Raw genomic sequence first — 16,433 nt, 5'->3', positions numbered from 1 at the left:
ATACCAGTAAAAAATCGGTCAATTAAGAAAGAGCGGCATAAAGCCAATCAGGGATAACAGTACAAGCAGCAATCGTCACAACAGCGAACACCAACAAGCCGTAATGACTCGCGGTAGGCTTTGCAAAAAAATGCTTTTGCTTAGCTATAAATTCATTCTGTTGCTCGGTTACCTCTCCCCAGAAGCGACTGACGACAACGCCTAACACTAAGAAAACCACGGTGCCAATCAAGGCAAACCAAGGCCAAGCTATTCCACTGTATTTAGCGATGAATACGACGGCCACACTGCCAATACTGCCCGCAATCACCCCTTTCTCGTTCGCTTGTTTGAAGAACAAACCAAGAATGAAAGAACCAAGGCGAATACCAACAAAAATGGAGGTCAGGCTAGCAATGGTTTTAAGTACGGATTCATTTGAAACCGCAAGCAGTGCAGGAACAACAACCGACGCCGCTGCAACAAGGCTCATTTTTCTAGCAACCGATTCATAGTGCGCGTCAGAGGCTTTCTTACGGAAAAAGCGCTTGTAGAAATCGAACGTTGCCACAGTCGCCATTGAGTTATAAGTGGAATCCAATGTCGACATTGCCGCTGCAGATAAAGCCGAGATCACCAAACCAACAATGATCGGGTTAGTATGATTAAACACAAAATCGAGAATTACTTCATTGCTGTTTTCAAAACTGCTGTCCTGATAAAAGACACTTAACAGCACCCCCATCACAGCAAAAAACAGATAAACAAAGAATGCGCCGTAACCACAAAGCAACATCGACTTTTGCGCTGTTTTAACACACTTAGTTGCTAATGTTCGCTGAATAATCAATTGATTAGTTCCATACACACTCAGGTGCAGGAAGCTCACAGCCACTACGCCTGCCCACAATGTGGTATCAACGCCTAAGTCAAAATCAAGGTTGATGATATTCAGATGTTCAGGAGACAACACCTCGCCCGCATCAATTTTCATCAACAATAAAACAAAGATCGCAATGCTGCCGATAATCAACACTGCTGACTGCAGCATATCAGTCCATATTACTGTCGAGATACCGCCCGCATAGGTGTACAACGCGGTAAATAAGCTGATGTAGATGATCGCCTCAGAGATACTGACCGGCAGCACTTGCACTAAGATCAGAGCAACCGCATACAAAATAACTCCTGCCGAAATACACTGAACCACAATAAACACGATGGAATTGATCGTGCGAGCAACAACGCCAAAGCGGTGCTCCAAGTATTCATAGATCGAAGTTAAGCCGAGCTTGTAAAACACCGGAACAAAGAAAATCACAGTGAAAAAGATCACAACTGGGTAGTTCAGGTGAACACTCATCGCTTCCATGCCCGAGCTGTAAACCCAACCCGGCATGCCCACGAACGTCATTGCACTGATGTAGGTCGCAAGAATCGACACACCTGCCGTAAACCAACCAAACTGTTTACCACCAGTCGAAAAGTCGCCACCAACGCTATAGCGTCTATTAACTAAGTAGCTGATAAATAGGGTAGTTAGCACATAAAGAGCAATAACCAAAAAACTTGAGTACGTAACCATTTCTAGATTCCGTTTATTATATTGTGCAATCAATTCGCCGCTAATATTACTCAAAAATGGATAACTTCCCTCAAAAACCCATAGTAAGTGTGAGTATTGTCACTAATATAGATGATTAAACGCTCAAAACGCTTTCAAAAGCGCAAAAATACGATCTAATGAGATCAAGATCACTAAAACACACAAAATGGGTACGCACTCATTTTAAAGTTGACTTTGATCACGGATCTAATAACCACAAAAATTCTATCATCTCTCCCGAAATGAAGACTGTGTGATGAAGATTGATAATCACCACACAAAAATCAAAACTACAAACACCCTATAAAAAATAAAGGTTTATCGGTCATGACTACTAAAAAACACATGAGCGAAGTTCCTATGATTCAAAGGGTAGCTGCTTATCTTGCAATTCTAGTTGGCTACTTTTTCTATTGTTATAACTTTGTAATTATTGACTACGTACGCCCATATATCGTTGATGCGTATGATGGTATTAACTTGGCGGATACCGCTCAGTTCTATACATGGCAGTCGGTTGGTGCACTTATTGGTGCTCTAAGCTGTGCATGGGTGGCATCAAACTTTGGTAAGAAATCAACTCTTATTGTCATCACGGCACTGAACGGCGGCGCAACCATCATCAATATGATGTTTACTGACTACGCAATGTGGGCAGCGATGCGTTTCATTATCGGTATATCTTTGGGTGGTTACTTCACAGTAGCGGTAAGCCTGATGATCGGTCTCTTCACACCAAGCGTTCGCGGTAAGTTAACCGCATTCGCTTCTTCTATGTTCTCGGTTGCCCTAATGGCAATGGGTGCATACGCAGCGTTCATTTCTAGCATCGATGCACCTTGGCAGAGCCTAATGTGGGTAGGTGGTATTCCTCCTCTAGTCGCTGCTGCACTGATGATCTTTATCCTGCCTAGCGACAAAAAAGTGATCGCCTACGGGGAAGAAGATCAAGCCGCGGCTGAAGCATCTAACGCACCAGCAAAGAAAGGTTCTTGGGGTGAAATGCTAAGCGCGCCTTACCGCAAACTCACCATCACTTGTCTATTACTGGCTGGCCTTAACTTCTACGGCTACCAATTCTTCTCAGGCTTCGTGACAACGTACCTGAAAGAAGTTCGCCAATTTGACGGTTCAACTATCGGTATCATCTTCTCTATCTCAGCATTCGGTTCTCTATTCGGTGCTTGGGTATGGGGTGCAATCGCCGACAAATACGGCCGTAAAGTAAACGCGTTTGGTTTCATCCTTGCAGGTGTCATGGCTTCAGTATTCTTCGTGGCACCAAGCGACGTGATGATCGGCAGCCTAAACATGCTGGCTATCCTAGGCCTTATCTACAACTTCGGCCTCTCTGCTTCTGCGGTATGGGGTGGTTACTTCTCTGAGTTGTTCCCTGCTCACCTACGTAGCTTCGGTGCAGCACTATTCCACGGCGGTCGTATCATCGGTATGTGGGCACCAATGGTGTTGGTATTCATCCAAGAGCGCAGCGACCTTGCAACAGCAATGTGGGGTTCACCAATCGTATGGATTCTGGCTGGTCTACTGTGGCTATCTCTACCAGAAACATTGAAAGGCGGCATTTTCGACAAGAGTAAAAAAGCGGAAACAGCAAAAGCTTAATCCCCTTTAGTTAAAACCTCTAAAAGTTGAAACCTCTAAAGGCACGAAATAAACATCAATCCGGCTGAGAAGTCAGCCGGTAACAAAATCCAAATCGAGTCCTGTTCCGAATGTTGGCTCGACAACACAAAAGAGAATTTACTATGTCTAAATATCAAGAAGCTAAACGCATTGTTCGTGACTACTTTGACGCAATGGAAAACGCTACCCACGAAAACGTTGCTGAAGTTTTAAAAGCACACACTTCTGAAGATTACTTGTGGCGTGGTGTTTACCCATTCCGTGAGCAAGAAGGCGCACAAGCAGCGGCTGACGTATTCTGGGCACCAATGATGAAATCAATGACACGCATGCAGCGTCGTCAAGATATCTTCATCGGTGGTAACAACGAAGTTAACCCAGATGAAATTTGGGTAATGAGCATGGGTCACTTCATGGGTCTGTTCGACGCTGAATACCTAGGCATTCGCCCTACTGGCAAGATCATGAACGTTCGCTACGCAGAGTTTAACTGCGTAGTTGATGGCAAAATCACAAAAACTGGACTGTTCCTAGATCTACTAGGCATGATGGACCAAGCGGGTTGCTACCCACTTCCACCATCAACCGGTAAGCACTTCGTTTACCCTGGCCCACGTAATCACGATGGCCTGTTGTTTGAAGATGCAGCTCCAGAAGAAGGCGTTGCGACACTTGCTCTAGTGAACAAGATGGTTGATGACCTTTCTGCACTTAACGACAGCGGCGCAATGGGTTGCCCACCAGAAGTACTCGCGAAGAGCTGGTCAAAAGACATGATTTGGTACGGTCCTTGTGGTATCGGCGCGTCTTACACGATTCCTCGTTACCAACAACAGCACCAACTTCCTTTCCGTAACAACTTGAAAGACAAGAAATTTAACGGCCATGTTTGTCGTTTCGCTGAAGGTAACTTCTCTTGTTTCTTCGGTTGGCCAAACCTATCAAACACACCAACGGGTGGCTTCCTAGGTATGACTGGCGGCGAAGTACGCGCAAACATGCAAGTGGTTGACGTGTACTACCGTGACGGTGACAAGCTATCTGAGAACTGGGTTCTTATCGACCTTCCTTACTGGCTACAACAGCAAGGTCTAGACGTGTTCGAACGCACTTCAACCATCATGAACCCAACACTGTAATCGAAACGCTTTAATCCAAAAGATTGAAACGAAATAGTGGCAACCTAAATAGACATCTGATTTAGGTTTCCACGCTTGCTGGGAGATCCTTCTCGCTCCTAGTAGGTGCTCCAACCAATTCATTATTGCTCCACTAATAACTGAATCTACTAGTGCCTCATGGATGGGGTACACCCTGCCAAACCATTACCAATATAACGGGCTTGAAAGCACGGTGGCTTTCTACGGCCTGAATAAAGAGAATTACAATGAAAAAGTCGATTCTTTCTGCAGTGATCCTGACAGCACTTACCTCGGGTTCTGCTTTTGCTGCACACACTTTCACCAATGACGCGGGCGATAGCCTTACTTTAGACGGTCGTTTCGACGTTCGTTACCAAGATAAAGGCGGCGACCACAACGGTGAGTGGAACAGCGGTAGCTCTCGTTTCGGCCTAAAAGGCCAAATGGGATTTGATAACGGCTGGACTGGCTTTGGCCATGCTGAATGGGGTTACAACTCGGGTGCTAACGGCGACAATATTTACGACCGACTTCTATACGCAGGCGTAGAGCACGACAAATATGGCAAGATTGCTGCCGGCACTAAGCAGTGGTCTACCTTCTACGATGTGGCTTGGTTTACCGATATGGGTCGTGTATTTGGTTCGCGTGGTTCAGGCTACTACAATTTATCTGACTGGGGTATTGCGTCTGGTACAGGCCGAGCTGAGAATTCGATTACTTACCGCAACAGCATTAACGACAGCTGGAAATACGGCTTCACTTACCAAACTACCCGTGAAGATGTTGGCCTTGCTGACGGTTTAACAGCAACGCTGAAAAACGGTATGGGCGCATCAACGCTGTACACGGTTATGGATGGCCTAACAATTGGTTTAGCTTACCACCAGAATGAGTTTGATGATGTCGATGCGGGCGTTAAAAACATCAAAGATGGTGATACACAACGTATTGGTTTATTGGGTGTGAACTACACCAATAATAGCCTATTCGTTGGTTTCACTTACAGCCAAGGCTCAAATTGGGAAACCACCAGCAAAGCAGAATTTTACGACCACCGTGGTGCTGAATTCTTCACTTACTACCACTTTGAAAATGGTTTGCGTCCAACCTTTAACGTTAACTACTTAATGGACACAGACGACAACGCTAATGGCTACGATCGTCAGTTGATTATCCCTGGCCTTGAATACCACTTTAAGAAGAACAAGTTCTTAGTATGGACTGAATACCAATTTGATAATGGCAACGACAAATCTGTTGGTAACCATTATGAAAATAGCGATGACCAATTCGCTGCGGGTATCCGTTACTACTTCTAACGCCCAGTTAATCGAGTCATAAATTCGCTAAACAAAGCTCTGCTATTAATGCAGAGCTTTTTGGGTCGTACCCAGAATAATATCCAACATTCTCTATTACCCCTTATTTTCATCCTATCATGGCATATTGTATTTTTGAGTACGTACCTAATTATGTTACTCTATGCACAATCAATTTGGTTCAAAAGTATGGTCTATGAACTCTCCAAAACACTCTTCGCTGTCCAAAACAACCGTAACATCTAAAGATGTCGCTAGACTTGCTGGCGTTTCTCAATCAACTGTATCTCGCGTATTTGTACCGGGAAGTTCAGTGTCTGAAAAGACCAAGCAGAAAGTGTTCGATGCCGCGAAATCGTTGAATTATCGTCCCAATGCTTTTGCCCGTAGCCTTACGACAAATGAATCAAAATTGATTGGCTTAGTTTTCCCTGATGCCGACTACCCTATTCACATGAAAACGCTGCAGCTTATCTCCACTGAACTACAAAAACAGGGATATTCTGCGGTATTGATCCCTTGGCAAGTTGATGGCAACGATAACCACTCAATTCCCAATATCTTCCAATACCGAGTTGATGGCGTGATTGCTGCTTCTGCGACCTTTAACAAGTCGCTTTATGAAGAGTGTGAAGAATTCGACATTCCTATCGTTCAGTTCGCACGTGTTGTTGAAGGGACTAAGAGTAGCCATGTGGTGAGCGACAACTACGCCGCTGGCCAAGTTGCCGCTCAGCATTTGCATAGCGTAGGGACAAAGTCGGCGGTTTACCTGACAGGTAATGTTCCAACCTACACTAACGGCGAACGTGAAGCAGGGTTCTGCTCAGAATTTGAAGAACTTACCGGTGAACAAGCTCGAGTTATTGAAGCCGACTATGACTACCTTGATGCACTAGAAACCATTAGGACTCTGTTTTCTGAACCCACACATCCTCAAGCTATTTTCTGCGCGACAGATAACCTAGCGATGGCCGTCATGGATGTGGCGCGCTTAGAGTTCAATCTGCGTATTCCTGAAGATCTTCAAGTGATTGGTTTTGATGATATTCCACAAACTCAGTGGTTGAACTATCAACTCACTACCTTTAAGCAAGATTTCAGACGCCTTGCACGTGAATCTGTGAAAATTGTGGTTAGTCAGATTCAAGAGCAAGACACGAGCTTGGTCAAGTTGATGGTGCCAGTGAAGTTCATTGAAAGAAACACCACGTTGAAAGCGAAATAGTGTTGTTCTTCAGCCTTTTTTGAATGATTAAAATACGCCTTTAAACGACCAAAATACAAAAATCCCGTTCGGCGCCTTATATCAAGAGTATATAAGATGTCTAACGGGATTTTTTCTACTAGTTTTTATTTTGTCTCTAGATGTTTTTTATTAGTTGCCAACTAATTACCCACACCACCTACTTTCTCTGCTGGTGTTTCAGGCGTTATTGGAGGCCATTCTTGGAATGTCGCTAAGTGTTGTTGAATAGCAGCTTGTGCAGGACCAAATGCCCACATTTTTTCGCCCATCCATTTCAAGTACATACCTGACTCTTCTGCCGCTCTTTCATAAGGGTCACGACGTAGATTGAAGAGTAACGGCGCATTCAATTCATCTTTCGGACCACCCCATCCGCGATTTTGTACAATGAAGTGAGCCTTCCAATCGCCTACGCGAACAGCTTGTAGTTTATCTCGTTCATAATAGTAAATTTCGTTACGATTAGATTCGCCTTTTTCCGTCAGCATATCGACTTGATTGTAACCATCTAGGTGTGCTTTAAAGCCATCGTGGCCCTTGAGCATTTTCTCTTTTAAATCTGTTGGACCACCTGCGGCTGCAACCAATGTTGGTAACCAATCCATACCATCGAAGATGCCATTACCGACACTACCCGCAGGGATTTTACCCGGCCAGCTAACCAGTGCAGGAGCTCTAACTCCCCCTTCCCATGTTGTCCCTTTCTCACCGTGGAATGGTGTCATACCACCATCTGGCCACGTCATAATTTCAGGGCCGTTGTCGGACGTGAAAATAATAATCGTGTTATCGGCGATGCCAAGTTCATCTATCTTCGCCAACATTTCACCGACATGATCATCCAGATCTTTCATCACGACTTCTTGAAGCCCCCAACCATTTTGGCCAAGCATTGCCTCATATTCAGGAGAAAGGTGCGTCCACACATGCCCTCTAGATGGACAGTACCAAGTAAAGAACGGCTTATCCGCTTCTACGGCTCGTTCAATGAAGTTAATCGCATGTTTGTTTACTTCATCATCTAGTGTTCTCATACGCTCGATATTCAGCGCACCATCGTCTTCAATGCTTTGGCCACCTTTACCATCAGATTTAGAGTAAATCACGTTTCGAGGAGCAAAGGCATCTAACGATCCATCTTTCGGCCAATCTGGATCTTCGGTGTATTCCATGGCATTCAAATGATATAACCAACCCCAATATTCATCAAAACCATGCATCGTTGGCAAATACTCATCTCGGTCACCCAAATGATTTTTGCCAAATTGCCCAGTCACGTAGCCCATGGTTTTTAATACCTCGGGAAGTGTTGGTGTATCTGCGCTTAAACCCACTGGACCACCCGGTAATCCAACCGTATGCATTCCGGTTCTAACTGGTAATTGCCCGGTTAAGAAAGCTGAACGACCCGCGGTACAAGATGGCTGCGCATAGTAGTCTGTCAGAAGCATTCCCTTCTCAGCAATACTATCAATGTTTGGTGTTTGGCTACTCATCACGCCATTGTGATAAGCACTCAAGTTTGAGATCCCAATATCATCAGTAAAAATAACAAATATATTAGGTTGTTCTTGTGCAGACCATGCCGATAGCGAAAAGCTACTCAGCACACTTAAGGTGAGAAGGTGAAAAATCCCTTTCATAGAATATCCTTATATTGTTTCAGATTGCTCTTTTTGAATCATTTTTATTCCGACTAAACCAAAGCCAAGCTCCAAGATTAGATAGACAAAAAGCAGCCAGTGAGGCATGCCATCTAAGACTAAGCTGACGACTCGGCCTGCAGCCAAACCCAACATGAAGACCACCAAGCTATAAAGCGCTGGCAGTCGATACTTTTTAGTCAATGCGCCACTCACCCAAAACAGAGCAAGTGCCAAATATAAACCCGTTACCGCACGAAAGATGTGGGTAACGTTAACAGGACGAGCATCTATCCCGAAAAGGTAGTCCAGAGAAATAACTGGTGCATAACCATAAGACAAAGCTATGGGCGTTAAACCCAGAACGGCGACCAACAAAAACACACTCTGTTGCTTCATTTATTTCCTCTTTGTAATTTGGCTCTTTTCTAAAAACATAGTCTACAATCAGCAATGTACAAGTTGCATACACGGAAAATGGATAATTAATACATACATTTATGGTATGTACTCTTCAATCTTGGGATAGGGATATCAACATGGCTAAATGGCATTACCTCATCGCATCAGTGTTGGCTGCAAGTTCAACCATAAATGCACAAGAAACAAGCTCGCACTCGGACACAAAAAAATGGCAGCACAGTATAGAAATTTATGCGCTCGCTTTGAATATCCGTGGTGATAGTACAATCGGCAAGATATCTACAGGTGTTGATGTTGACCCAGCGTTTATCATGGATCATCTGGATATGGGTGCGATGCTGCGATTAGAGGGGATTTACGACAATCAATGGGGCTACTATTTAGACTACAGCTACATGAAACTGAGTGGCAAATCTGACTCCATAATAGGTAATACAGGAATTCTTAATGGTAAACTCGATATAAGACAGGGTGTTTTGGAAGCAAAAGGGTTTAAACGCTTTCAATACGATATCGGCATGATTGATTATATGGTCGGTATACGTTGGTGGGACAATGATATTGACTCAAGGCTTTATAAAAACGATGGTACAACAATCAACTCTCGGTCTTTAAATGAAGATTGGATCGATTACCTTGTCGGCGTTCGCTGGACTAAAGAACTCAACAAAGATTGGACAGTTCACACCAGTTTAGATATCGGCCTTGGTGCTGACACCGATTTTACTAGCTCCATACTAACCGGCGCTCGCTATCAAATTAACGATTGGTCGGATTTAAATCTGGCGTATAAATCCACTTGGGTTGATTACGAAAACAAGGGAACCTTTGAATACGATACCGCATCGCAAGGGTTTTTGATTGGTTGGGCTGCTCACTTTTAAGCCACTGGTTGTTTTACCATTAAGCACAAGCGGAATGACTAGTCAGCCAGAGTATTTAATCTCTATTAAATTGTTCTCTAATTCAATCTAAATGAAGCTCTAGCAAAGGAAATGAAATTCATAAAGGTTCTCATGGTAATTTTGGCTTAACTTACGGTATCGGCGCAGAGTACAAGTCATCAAAACCATTGTTTGGCAACTCCAAGCTGTTGACTCGTTTAGGGTTTGATTGGTATGAGCTCGGAGGTTCAAATGATTGGTATACCAAGGAAACAACTTTAGGTATTCAAACTGGCTTTACCTTTTAAGCCAACATATTCATTACCCTGAATAAAAACCATTTAGGGTAATGAATTAAAAGCCATCATTTTAAAAATAAGATAAACCTCGTGTTGTTATGCGAAGTTTATTTTATTTTTCAACACACTCTTTTTTCATGATCGTTAGACCAGCATCCAGCGTTTCTGCCCAAGCTCGTTCTACGTTCTCATCATAATGAGGATCGTACTTTTTAACCGTATTGAGCAGCGAATTAAACCATTCGTTTAATTCAATTTCTGAAATGTCCAACCCCAAATCTTTGTGCCTTTTACCCAGTTTCTTGACCGAGTTCCGCACACTTGGCAGACCAGAGGAATTATAAATAAGAATGATCGAGGCCTTAAGCATCTTAGTTTGCTGCTCTAACCCTATCTTTTCAAAACGTTCTGAAAACCTTGGGTTATGCTCGCAGAAGTCTGCCAGAAAGCTTTCCAAGAATTCTTGATCAATCCGGCAACGCTCAAAGCTTTCATAAAACAGTTCATTCGGTTTCATCTAGCAATTCCTTTGCAATAATCAGCCAGTCTTTAGAATCATGAGGGAGGTTAAGAGCAGCGATAAATTGGCTCAAAACTATCAACATCAGCTAATTATACGCCACTATGGCATAAAATTAACTATGGCATAAAGTGAGTTGCACAAATCTTGTTTCCATCAGGGTCTCGTAAATAGGCCATATAGAGTCGACGTTCATCTGTTCCTCTGGCACCTGGACCATTTTCAATACTGGTACCACCATTTTCAACACCAAGACGATGCCATTCATCGACTATTTCTGTTGAGCTTGCCAAGAACCCGACGGTCATCCCATTACCATAAGTCGCGGGCTGACCGTCAATCGGCTTAGTTAAACCTAGTACGCCCGTTTTACTAACGTATATACAACGCCCCTTGGGATCGATTGTCCCTTCGCTGTAACCAAGCTCTTGCATAATTGGATCATAGAATGACTTCGCGCGTTCAATATTTTCGGTTCCGAGAAAAACATGACTAAACATAACTCACCTCTTTTGATTGAAAGAACCTCCCAAGCTAGACCTATAATTTGCGTTTGTCCAGGCACGCTATTCGGTCATAGTTGTTGCTTAACTCATTGAATGAAAGCATAGAGTTTGGCTAGCTATTTAACGCAATAAAGACTAATCAACAATGCGTTGTGCACCTTGCCCTTGATCATGCAAAATATCTTCAGGGTTCAACAAGTGGCACTTCTGCATACTCAAGCAGCCACAGCCAATACAACCTGTCAGGTTCTCTTGTAACGAACGGATCTGCGACATTTTGCTGTCTAACTGACCTTGCCACTTCTTCGCAACTCGCTCCCAATCTCGCTTAGTTGCGGTCTGGTTCATAGGTAAGGTAGATAACTCTTCCGTAATCTCTTCCAGCGTAAAACCTATCGACTGCGCTACTTGTATCAAAGCAATTCGTCGCAACATAGCTGATTGGTAACGACGTTGGTTGCCATTGGTACGAATCGAAGCAATCAACCCTTTGGTTTCATAAAAGCGGAGTGCCGAAGGAGCAACACCACTGCGCTCTGATAACTGTCCTATCGTCAAATATACGATGTTCCTCATTATTACCTTGTCCTTGGTGCTCACAAATAGATAAAGTTCACTTTAACTTAATAGTAACCACAGCTTGCCTCCATCACCAGTAAAGAGAGCAGAACTTTGAATACCAACACCAACGAGCTAAGCGATTACTATTTTTATGATAACGATATGATTTTTAATAAACCGACTCGCGGCGAAGTAATTAGGAACTAGGTAATTGGCAATAAAGTAGTGAGGTGCAAATTAACTGAAGCTAATAAAAAATGGCTACCTGAAAGATAACCATAATGCCGTTCAGAATTTAAAAAACTAATCAAACAACTCAATAACCAGTTTGTTATCTTTAATCACTAGATTAGGCTCCGATGACTTAATCAATGACTCTTGCACCTTGTTGCTATCCAATTTATAAACCGGTGACTGAGACAAAGCAAAGCCAATCATGGATACCGCAGGCTTAAGCAACCTCTCAACCTCAGGGGAGAGTTGTTGTCCTTTTTCCTGAAAACGCTCTAGTCGTAACGATTTCAAATACACTTCACCACTTTCTTTGTCATATTCAGGGATAGCACTGAACTCAATATCCAAATCCAATCCCATATTTGGCATATTAAATATCTCAACTTTTGCATTAGTATTAGCTATAACCGAGACTCGTTGATTGTCTGTTCGTCCAATTTTCACTTCTAAATCATCAACAGCCACTTGCGCATACATAACACTTTGAACACCAACTTCTTGTTCTAACATCACTGAATCTTGTAGGTATTTCGTCATGTCTTGTTCAGTAATACTGTAGCTCACACAACCACCTAGCATCAGGGCAGAAAAAGCGATAATGAAGCGGTTGATTAACTTTATTGTCATTGCGGTTAAACTCTTAATATGTCATTGCAAGGCACGGATTTTATCTTGGAATAATACCGTAAAATAGTTGTCACAATGACAGTGTCGGTTAACTCCGCAAAATGATCCACTGAAGAAATAACACCGTACAAATTAATAGGAATAGAATAGTAAGGAAAATGATGACGGCATTAACGATATTTTATGATGGGACATGTCCATTGTGTGCAAAAGAGATGGCGGCACTTGCCAAGCATGACACTGAAAATAAGATTCAAACCATCGATATCTACAGTGAAGCCTTTTCAGACTACCCTCAGATTGATGCGGACGCAGCCAACACCATTTTGCATGCACTGGATGAGAATGGAAAACTTTTGCTAGGTTTAGACGTGACCTACCAAGCGTGGCGCTTAGTAGGAAAAGGTTGGCTATACGCCCCATTGCGCTGGGCCATATTCAAGCCAATGGCCGACTGGTGTTATCTACGATTTGCCAAGAACAGATACAAAGTTTCTTTCTGGCTAACAGGAAAGTCACGCTGCAATGGAAACAGCTGCACTAAATAGTGCTTGGTTAAGACATACCACTCGCGACTTTGTAATACACCACACCAAACAGCGCAGCAAAAACTAAAACGGTAACCGCGACTTTTAACCAAATAAATTTCATGTTTTGTCCTTTAAATTCTGTTTACTATTTCGCGAGATAAGTTACCACAACAAAACATTCGGTTGGGTAATGATTTATAGAACTTTGTAGAGAACCTTGATTCCCAGAGAGAACTTTTATGTCGGCAAAAGAAAGAAATCTACCTACCCATCGTATTTCAAGATTCAGTAAATTCGCGTCTCTCGCAACTCGAGTAGCGGGAAGTGTCATAACTGAAGGCACGAAACAGCTCGCGCAGGGAAACAGACCCAAAGCAAAAGACTTGGTATTAACACCTCAAAATATCGCTCGCCTTACAGATAAGTTGGCACATTTGCGAGGCGCTGCAATGAAGCTAGGTCAGATGCTGTCGATGGATGCCGGTGATATCCTAGAACCGGAGTTAGCCAATATACTCGCTCGCTTGCGCTCAGACGCCGACCCATTACCCGCTAAGCAGCTTAACCAAGTATTAGAAAATTCACTTGGAATAAATTGGAAGGTGGAATTTATTACCTTCAACTTTAAGCCTTTAGCTAGTGCGTCTATCGGCCAGGTCCACCAAGCTTACAGTGATGCAGGAGACAAACTTGCTATCAAAGTCCAATATCCAGGCATTCGAAAAAGTATCGACAGCGATGTAGACAACGTAGGCACACTGCTCAACATTGTTGGGTTGATACCAAAGTCGGTCGACTACAAAAGCTTACTAGAAGAGGCAAAGAAACAGCTCCATGATGAAGCGGACTATGCTCGCGAGGCTGACTACGCGATTCGTTACCATGATGCATTAAAAGAGCACTCTCACTTCGTCGTACCTAAAATTCACCCGCAAGTCTCTTCAGACTCCGTCCTCGCCATGGACTTCATTGAAGGTGTCTCGATAGAGCAAATAGAAGGTTACGACCAAAGCACCCGTGACTTCGTGATGCACAGCCTAATCGAGTTAATGTTCAAAGAGCTGTTTGACTTCAAGATGGTGCAAACCGACCCCAATTTCGCTAATTACTTGTATGTAGAACAAACACGTCAAATTGGCTTGTTGGATTTTGGTGCCACCCGTGAATACAGTGATCGCTTCAGTGATGGTTATCGTTCAGCCTTTACCTCTGTGATTAATCACAATGAACAAGGACTCAACAAGGCGTTAGAGCAAATTGGATTTTTTAGCGAGACCATCCTCCCTGACCAGCGCCAAGCGATTCTCAACCTAGTGACAATGGCATGTGAACCCATGCTTGTCGATGAAGATTACGACTTCAAAGCTAGTGGTTTAGCACAAAGGCTTCGTGAGGCAGGAACCATACTCAGCATGGAGCAAGAGTATTGGCACACACCACCAGCCGATGCCCTATTCCTCCACCGAAAGATTGGAGGCATGTATCTGCTGGCATCTCGCCTTGGGGCCAAGGTGAACATCAGGCGCTTGGTAGAACCCTATTTGCTAAGCGACAGCTGATACTAAAGCCATTCTGGTCTTTAAAGTGATCATTTCAAGTCGTTGAACAGTAGTAACAGTTACGCCAACTAAAATGAGTCAGACTAATGAAGCATTCGCTGCTGTGCTCCACCGCCCTAATCGCGAGCCTAACAAGTTCATTCGCTTTTTCAGCAAGCTGTCCTGAGATACTCAACGGCAAACAAAGGCTGTTAAATTCAAACGAAGAGATTGAGCTGTGTGAAGAGTTTCAAGGTAAAACTTTATTGATCGTGAATACAGCAAGTCAATGCGGTTTCACGCCACAGTTCGAGCAACTTGAGCAACTGCATCAAACATATAAAGATCAAGGATTCACGGTTGTTGGTTTCCCAAGCAATGATTTTCGTCAAGACAGAGGAAGCGAGGAGAAGTCTGCCAAAATCTGTTATCTGGATTACGGCGTCACGTTTCCAATGATGGCGCGTGCTTCACTCTCTGGGCCGAACGCAAATCCAGTCTTTGCCGAAATCCAACAACAAGCTGGTATCAAACCGAAATGGAATTTCTACAAGTTCTTGGTCAGCAAAGAAGGCAAAGTGATAGCAACCTTCCCGAGTTCTACGTCGCCAACCAGTAGTACCCTCAAAAATGCTATCGAGCAGCAGCTATGAAGTCAGATTACATGGAAACAACTCAAACACGTAACACCATGGCTAAGCTCGGCTATATGGGTTTAGTCCCCTTTTTATTCGGCCTATTGTTATCGCTCACCGACAGTCAGTTTTTTAACTTGAGCGGAGAAACACTCTTCATCACTTACAGCGTGGTTATCTTAAGTTTCTTGTCTGGTATTTTATGGGGAAATGGCATAGAGAATTTCAAAATCCAATCAAGTAACAATGCTCTAATTCTAAGCAATGTTATTGTGTTAGCAGCGTGGCTAGCGGTACTACTCGGTGAGCAAAAGGAATTCATAACCACACTTATTCTCTTGGTCGGTTACATTTCGGTTTGGCGAGCAGAGAGGTCGATGAAGGAACAGAATAAAAGCGAAGGGCCTGATGGGTATTTTGAAATGAGAACTCGACTAACTTCTAGCGTTGTGTTGATGCATGGTATCGTGCTGTTAACTTGAGTGAGTTTTTACCTGTTTAGGCATATTGAGCGCAAAGCAGGCTGGGATGAATAGCAGTACTTCCATATTTCCATTGAGGGCTTCCTAGCTACAATATACCAAGGTTATTGAATCGTTTAACGCAAGATTACCTTTTATAACAGCATTTGAAATCTTTTATAGTGACACTTGAAAACTGTCCCTCCCTCTGTCAAAACCTTTGAATCAGTTTTCGAAAAATTGTTCATATTCTGGAGTTGATAAGTTTTCCGCAGCTCCAATCTCACCAACGATATAAATCGCACTGGCGAAAGTTTCTATCGTTTGATTAGGCTCACGCTCCGGCACTTCACCAACAACCGGGACAGATTTAGGTTCTGATACCGTATTACAAACAACACTTTCACATACGATGCTTTGTTGTTCTAACGAGATAGCCTCGGGGATATCAAAATCTCCAGCCGATAAATCAGAACTAGAAAGCTCTAAGGAAGCATGTGATAAGGTCGAAAACATAGCTGAAAATACAATCCACTTATTCATAATTCATTCCATAGTTAATATTCATCAAACTTATAAATACTATCTAATCACAAACATTATGAACAGTGTTTTATTTTGATAAACTTA

17 protein-coding genes and 1 pseudogene are annotated in these 16,433 nt (G+C 43.2%); 10 read left to right on the top strand and 8 right to left on the bottom strand.

The features are described from left to right. Nucleotides 1-22: 22 nt before the first annotated feature. The gene (locus tag IQO02_RS21045) at nt 23-1,564 is read right to left on the bottom strand and encodes a sodium:solute symporter family transporter (RefSeq protein ID WP_016791396.1); all 1,542 of its coding nucleotides are present in this window, start codon (nt 1,562-1,564) and stop codon (nt 23-25) included. Nucleotides 1,565-1,912: 348 nt separating this feature from the next. Here IQO02_RS21045 and IQO02_RS21040 point away from each other — a divergent pair, with 348 nt between their 5' ends. The 4 genes from IQO02_RS21040 to IQO02_RS21025 all read left to right on the top strand — a co-directional run bounded on the left by IQO02_RS21040 (nt 1,913) and on the right by IQO02_RS21025 (nt 6,921). Beyond that, nucleotides 1,913-3,208, top strand: coding sequence for an MFS transporter (locus IQO02_RS21040; protein WP_010439698.1), 1,296 nt, complete (start codon nt 1,913-1,915; stop codon nt 3,206-3,208). Nucleotides 3,209-3,351: 143 nt separating this feature from the next. Then, nucleotides 3,352-4,368, top strand: coding sequence for a nuclear transport factor 2 family protein (locus IQO02_RS21035; protein WP_010439697.1), 1,017 nt, complete (start codon nt 3,352-3,354; stop codon nt 4,366-4,368). 248 nt (nt 4,369-4,616) lie between these two features. Continuing rightward, on the top strand, nt 4,617-5,693 hold the full coding sequence (locus IQO02_RS21030; protein ID WP_010439695.1) for a porin: 1,077 nt from the start codon (nt 4,617-4,619) through the stop codon (nt 5,691-5,693). 196 nt (nt 5,694-5,889) lie between these two features. Beyond that, entirely contained in the window at nt 5,890-6,921 is a 1,032-nt protein-coding gene (locus IQO02_RS21025) for a LacI family DNA-binding transcriptional regulator (RefSeq protein ID WP_010439694.1), read from the top strand. A gap of 161 nt (nt 6,922-7,082) precedes the next feature. Here the strand turns inward: IQO02_RS21025 and IQO02_RS21020 are convergent, their stop codons facing one another. Together IQO02_RS21020 and IQO02_RS21015 are read right to left on the bottom strand one after the other, a co-directional pair. Beyond that, nucleotides 7,083-8,585 (bottom strand): arylsulfatase, encoded by a 1,503-nt coding sequence (locus tag IQO02_RS21020; RefSeq protein WP_010439691.1) that lies wholly within the window; start codon nt 8,583-8,585, stop codon nt 7,083-7,085. A gap of 9 nt (nt 8,586-8,594) precedes the next feature. Next, nucleotides 8,595-8,984, bottom strand: a complete 390-nt coding sequence (locus IQO02_RS21015) for a DUF4345 domain-containing protein (RefSeq protein WP_010439689.1) — start codon at nt 8,982-8,984, stop codon at nt 8,595-8,597. Between the two features lie 140 nt (nt 8,985-9,124). On the opposite strand from IQO02_RS21015, the gene IQO02_RS21010 reads away from it, so the two are divergent. Next, nucleotides 9,125-9,892: a hypothetical protein gene (locus IQO02_RS21010; RefSeq protein WP_010439687.1), complete on the top strand. Its 768-nt coding sequence runs from the start codon at nt 9,125-9,127 to the stop codon at nt 9,890-9,892. A gap of 98 nt (nt 9,893-9,990) precedes the next feature. Further along, nucleotides 9,991-10,200 (top strand): annotated as a pseudogene (locus IQO02_RS22510) (hypothetical protein); the annotation flags it as partial. A 103-nt stretch (nt 10,201-10,303) separates the two neighbouring features. Here the strand turns inward: IQO02_RS22510 and IQO02_RS21005 are convergent. From IQO02_RS21005 to IQO02_RS20990, 4 genes are all read right to left on the bottom strand, one after another. Next, the gene (locus IQO02_RS21005; protein ID WP_010439685.1) at nt 10,304-10,708 is read right to left on the bottom strand and encodes a globin; all 405 of its coding nucleotides are present in this window, start codon (nt 10,706-10,708) and stop codon (nt 10,304-10,306) included. A gap of 122 nt (nt 10,709-10,830) precedes the next feature. Then, a complete protein-coding gene (locus tag IQO02_RS21000) occupies nt 10,831-11,211 on the bottom strand; it encodes a VOC family protein (RefSeq protein WP_010439683.1) in 381 nt (126 codons plus the stop codon). 141 nt (nt 11,212-11,352) lie between these two features. Beyond that, nucleotides 11,353-11,793, bottom strand: coding sequence for a redox-sensitive transcriptional activator SoxR (gene soxR / locus IQO02_RS20995; RefSeq protein WP_016784679.1), 441 nt, complete (start codon nt 11,791-11,793; stop codon nt 11,353-11,355). Nucleotides 11,794-12,081: 288 nt separating this feature from the next. After that, the gene (locus IQO02_RS20990; RefSeq protein WP_016784680.1) at nt 12,082-12,639 is read right to left on the bottom strand and encodes a DUF1439 domain-containing protein; all 558 of its coding nucleotides are present in this window, start codon (nt 12,637-12,639) and stop codon (nt 12,082-12,084) included. A gap of 161 nt (nt 12,640-12,800) precedes the next feature. Between IQO02_RS20990 and IQO02_RS20985 the strand changes: the two genes are divergently transcribed. The 4 genes from IQO02_RS20985 to IQO02_RS20970 all read left to right on the top strand — a co-directional run bounded on the left by IQO02_RS20985 (nt 12,801) and on the right by IQO02_RS20970 (nt 15,824). Further along, complete coding sequence (locus tag IQO02_RS20985) at nt 12,801-13,187, top strand: thiol-disulfide oxidoreductase DCC family protein (RefSeq protein WP_010439678.1); 387 nt, start codon at nt 12,801-12,803, stop codon at nt 13,185-13,187. Nucleotides 13,188-13,408: 221 nt separating this feature from the next. Then, nucleotides 13,409-14,728, top strand: coding sequence for an ABC1 kinase family protein (locus tag IQO02_RS20980; RefSeq protein ID WP_102282721.1), 1,320 nt, complete (start codon nt 13,409-13,411; stop codon nt 14,726-14,728). An 86-nt stretch (nt 14,729-14,814) separates the two neighbouring features. Continuing rightward, nucleotides 14,815-15,360, top strand: coding sequence for a glutathione peroxidase (locus tag IQO02_RS20975; RefSeq protein WP_016784682.1), 546 nt, complete (start codon nt 14,815-14,817; stop codon nt 15,358-15,360). Continuing rightward, entirely contained in the window at nt 15,357-15,824 is a 468-nt protein-coding gene (locus IQO02_RS20970; protein WP_016784683.1) for a DUF3429 domain-containing protein, read from the top strand. Before IQO02_RS20975 ends, IQO02_RS20970 begins: the two co-directional genes overlap by 4 nt. Nucleotides 15,825-16,028: 204 nt before the next feature. On the opposite strand, the gene IQO02_RS20965 is transcribed toward IQO02_RS20970, so the two are convergent. After that, entirely contained in the window at nt 16,029-16,346 is a 318-nt protein-coding gene (locus IQO02_RS20965; protein WP_010439666.1) for a hypothetical protein, read from the bottom strand. Between the last annotated feature and the right edge of the window lie 87 nt (nt 16,347-16,433).

The organism is Vibrio sp. OPT24 (assembly GCF_015163545.1).
In the GTDB taxonomy this organism is placed as follows: domain Bacteria; phylum Pseudomonadota; class Gammaproteobacteria; order Enterobacterales; family Vibrionaceae; genus Vibrio; species Vibrio cyclitrophicus.
The sequence above is the reverse complement of the archived record's forward strand: the minus strand, read 5'-3'. Positions and strand labels throughout refer to the sequence as shown.

What these genes read in the sequence shown, in the direction of transcription:
- IQO02_RS21045 (WP_016791396.1), bottom strand. Translation starts at nt 1,564, where the DNA reads ATGGTTACGTACTCAAGTTTTTTGGTTATTGCTCTTTATGTGCTAACT.
- IQO02_RS21040 (WP_010439698.1), top strand. Translation starts at nt 1,913, where the DNA reads ATGACTACTAAAAAACACATGAGCGAAGTTCCTATGATTCAAAGGGTA.
- IQO02_RS21035 (WP_010439697.1), top strand. Translation starts at nt 3,352, where the DNA reads ATGTCTAAATATCAAGAAGCTAAACGCATTGTTCGTGACTACTTTGAC.
- IQO02_RS21030 (WP_010439695.1), top strand. Translation starts at nt 4,617, where the DNA reads ATGAAAAAGTCGATTCTTTCTGCAGTGATCCTGACAGCACTTACCTCG.
- IQO02_RS21025 (WP_010439694.1), top strand. Translation starts at nt 5,890, where the DNA reads ATGAACTCTCCAAAACACTCTTCGCTGTCCAAAACAACCGTAACATCT.
- IQO02_RS21020 (WP_010439691.1), bottom strand. Translation starts at nt 8,585, where the DNA reads ATGAAAGGGATTTTTCACCTTCTCACCTTAAGTGTGCTGAGTAGCTTT.
- IQO02_RS21015 (WP_010439689.1), bottom strand. Translation starts at nt 8,984, where the DNA reads ATGAAGCAACAGAGTGTGTTTTTGTTGGTCGCCGTTCTGGGTTTAACG.
- IQO02_RS21010 (WP_010439687.1), top strand. Translation starts at nt 9,125, where the DNA reads ATGGCTAAATGGCATTACCTCATCGCATCAGTGTTGGCTGCAAGTTCA.
- IQO02_RS21005 (WP_010439685.1), bottom strand. Translation starts at nt 10,708, where the DNA reads ATGAAACCGAATGAACTGTTTTATGAAAGCTTTGAGCGTTGCCGGATT.
- IQO02_RS21000 (WP_010439683.1), bottom strand. Translation starts at nt 11,211, where the DNA reads ATGTTTAGTCATGTTTTTCTCGGAACCGAAAATATTGAACGCGCGAAG.
- soxR (WP_016784679.1), bottom strand. Translation starts at nt 11,793, where the DNA reads ATGAGGAACATCGTATATTTGACGATAGGACAGTTATCAGAGCGCAGT.
- IQO02_RS20990 (WP_016784680.1), bottom strand. Translation starts at nt 12,639, where the DNA reads ATGACAATAAAGTTAATCAACCGCTTCATTATCGCTTTTTCTGCCCTG.
- IQO02_RS20985 (WP_010439678.1), top strand. Translation starts at nt 12,801, where the DNA reads ATGACGGCATTAACGATATTTTATGATGGGACATGTCCATTGTGTGCA.
- IQO02_RS20980 (WP_102282721.1), top strand. Translation starts at nt 13,409, where the DNA reads ATGTCGGCAAAAGAAAGAAATCTACCTACCCATCGTATTTCAAGATTC.
- IQO02_RS20975 (WP_016784682.1), top strand. Translation starts at nt 14,815, where the DNA reads ATGAAGCATTCGCTGCTGTGCTCCACCGCCCTAATCGCGAGCCTAACA.
- IQO02_RS20970 (WP_016784683.1), top strand. Translation starts at nt 15,357, where the DNA reads ATGAAGTCAGATTACATGGAAACAACTCAAACACGTAACACCATGGCT.
- IQO02_RS20965 (WP_010439666.1), bottom strand. Translation starts at nt 16,346, where the DNA reads ATGAATAAGTGGATTGTATTTTCAGCTATGTTTTCGACCTTATCACAT.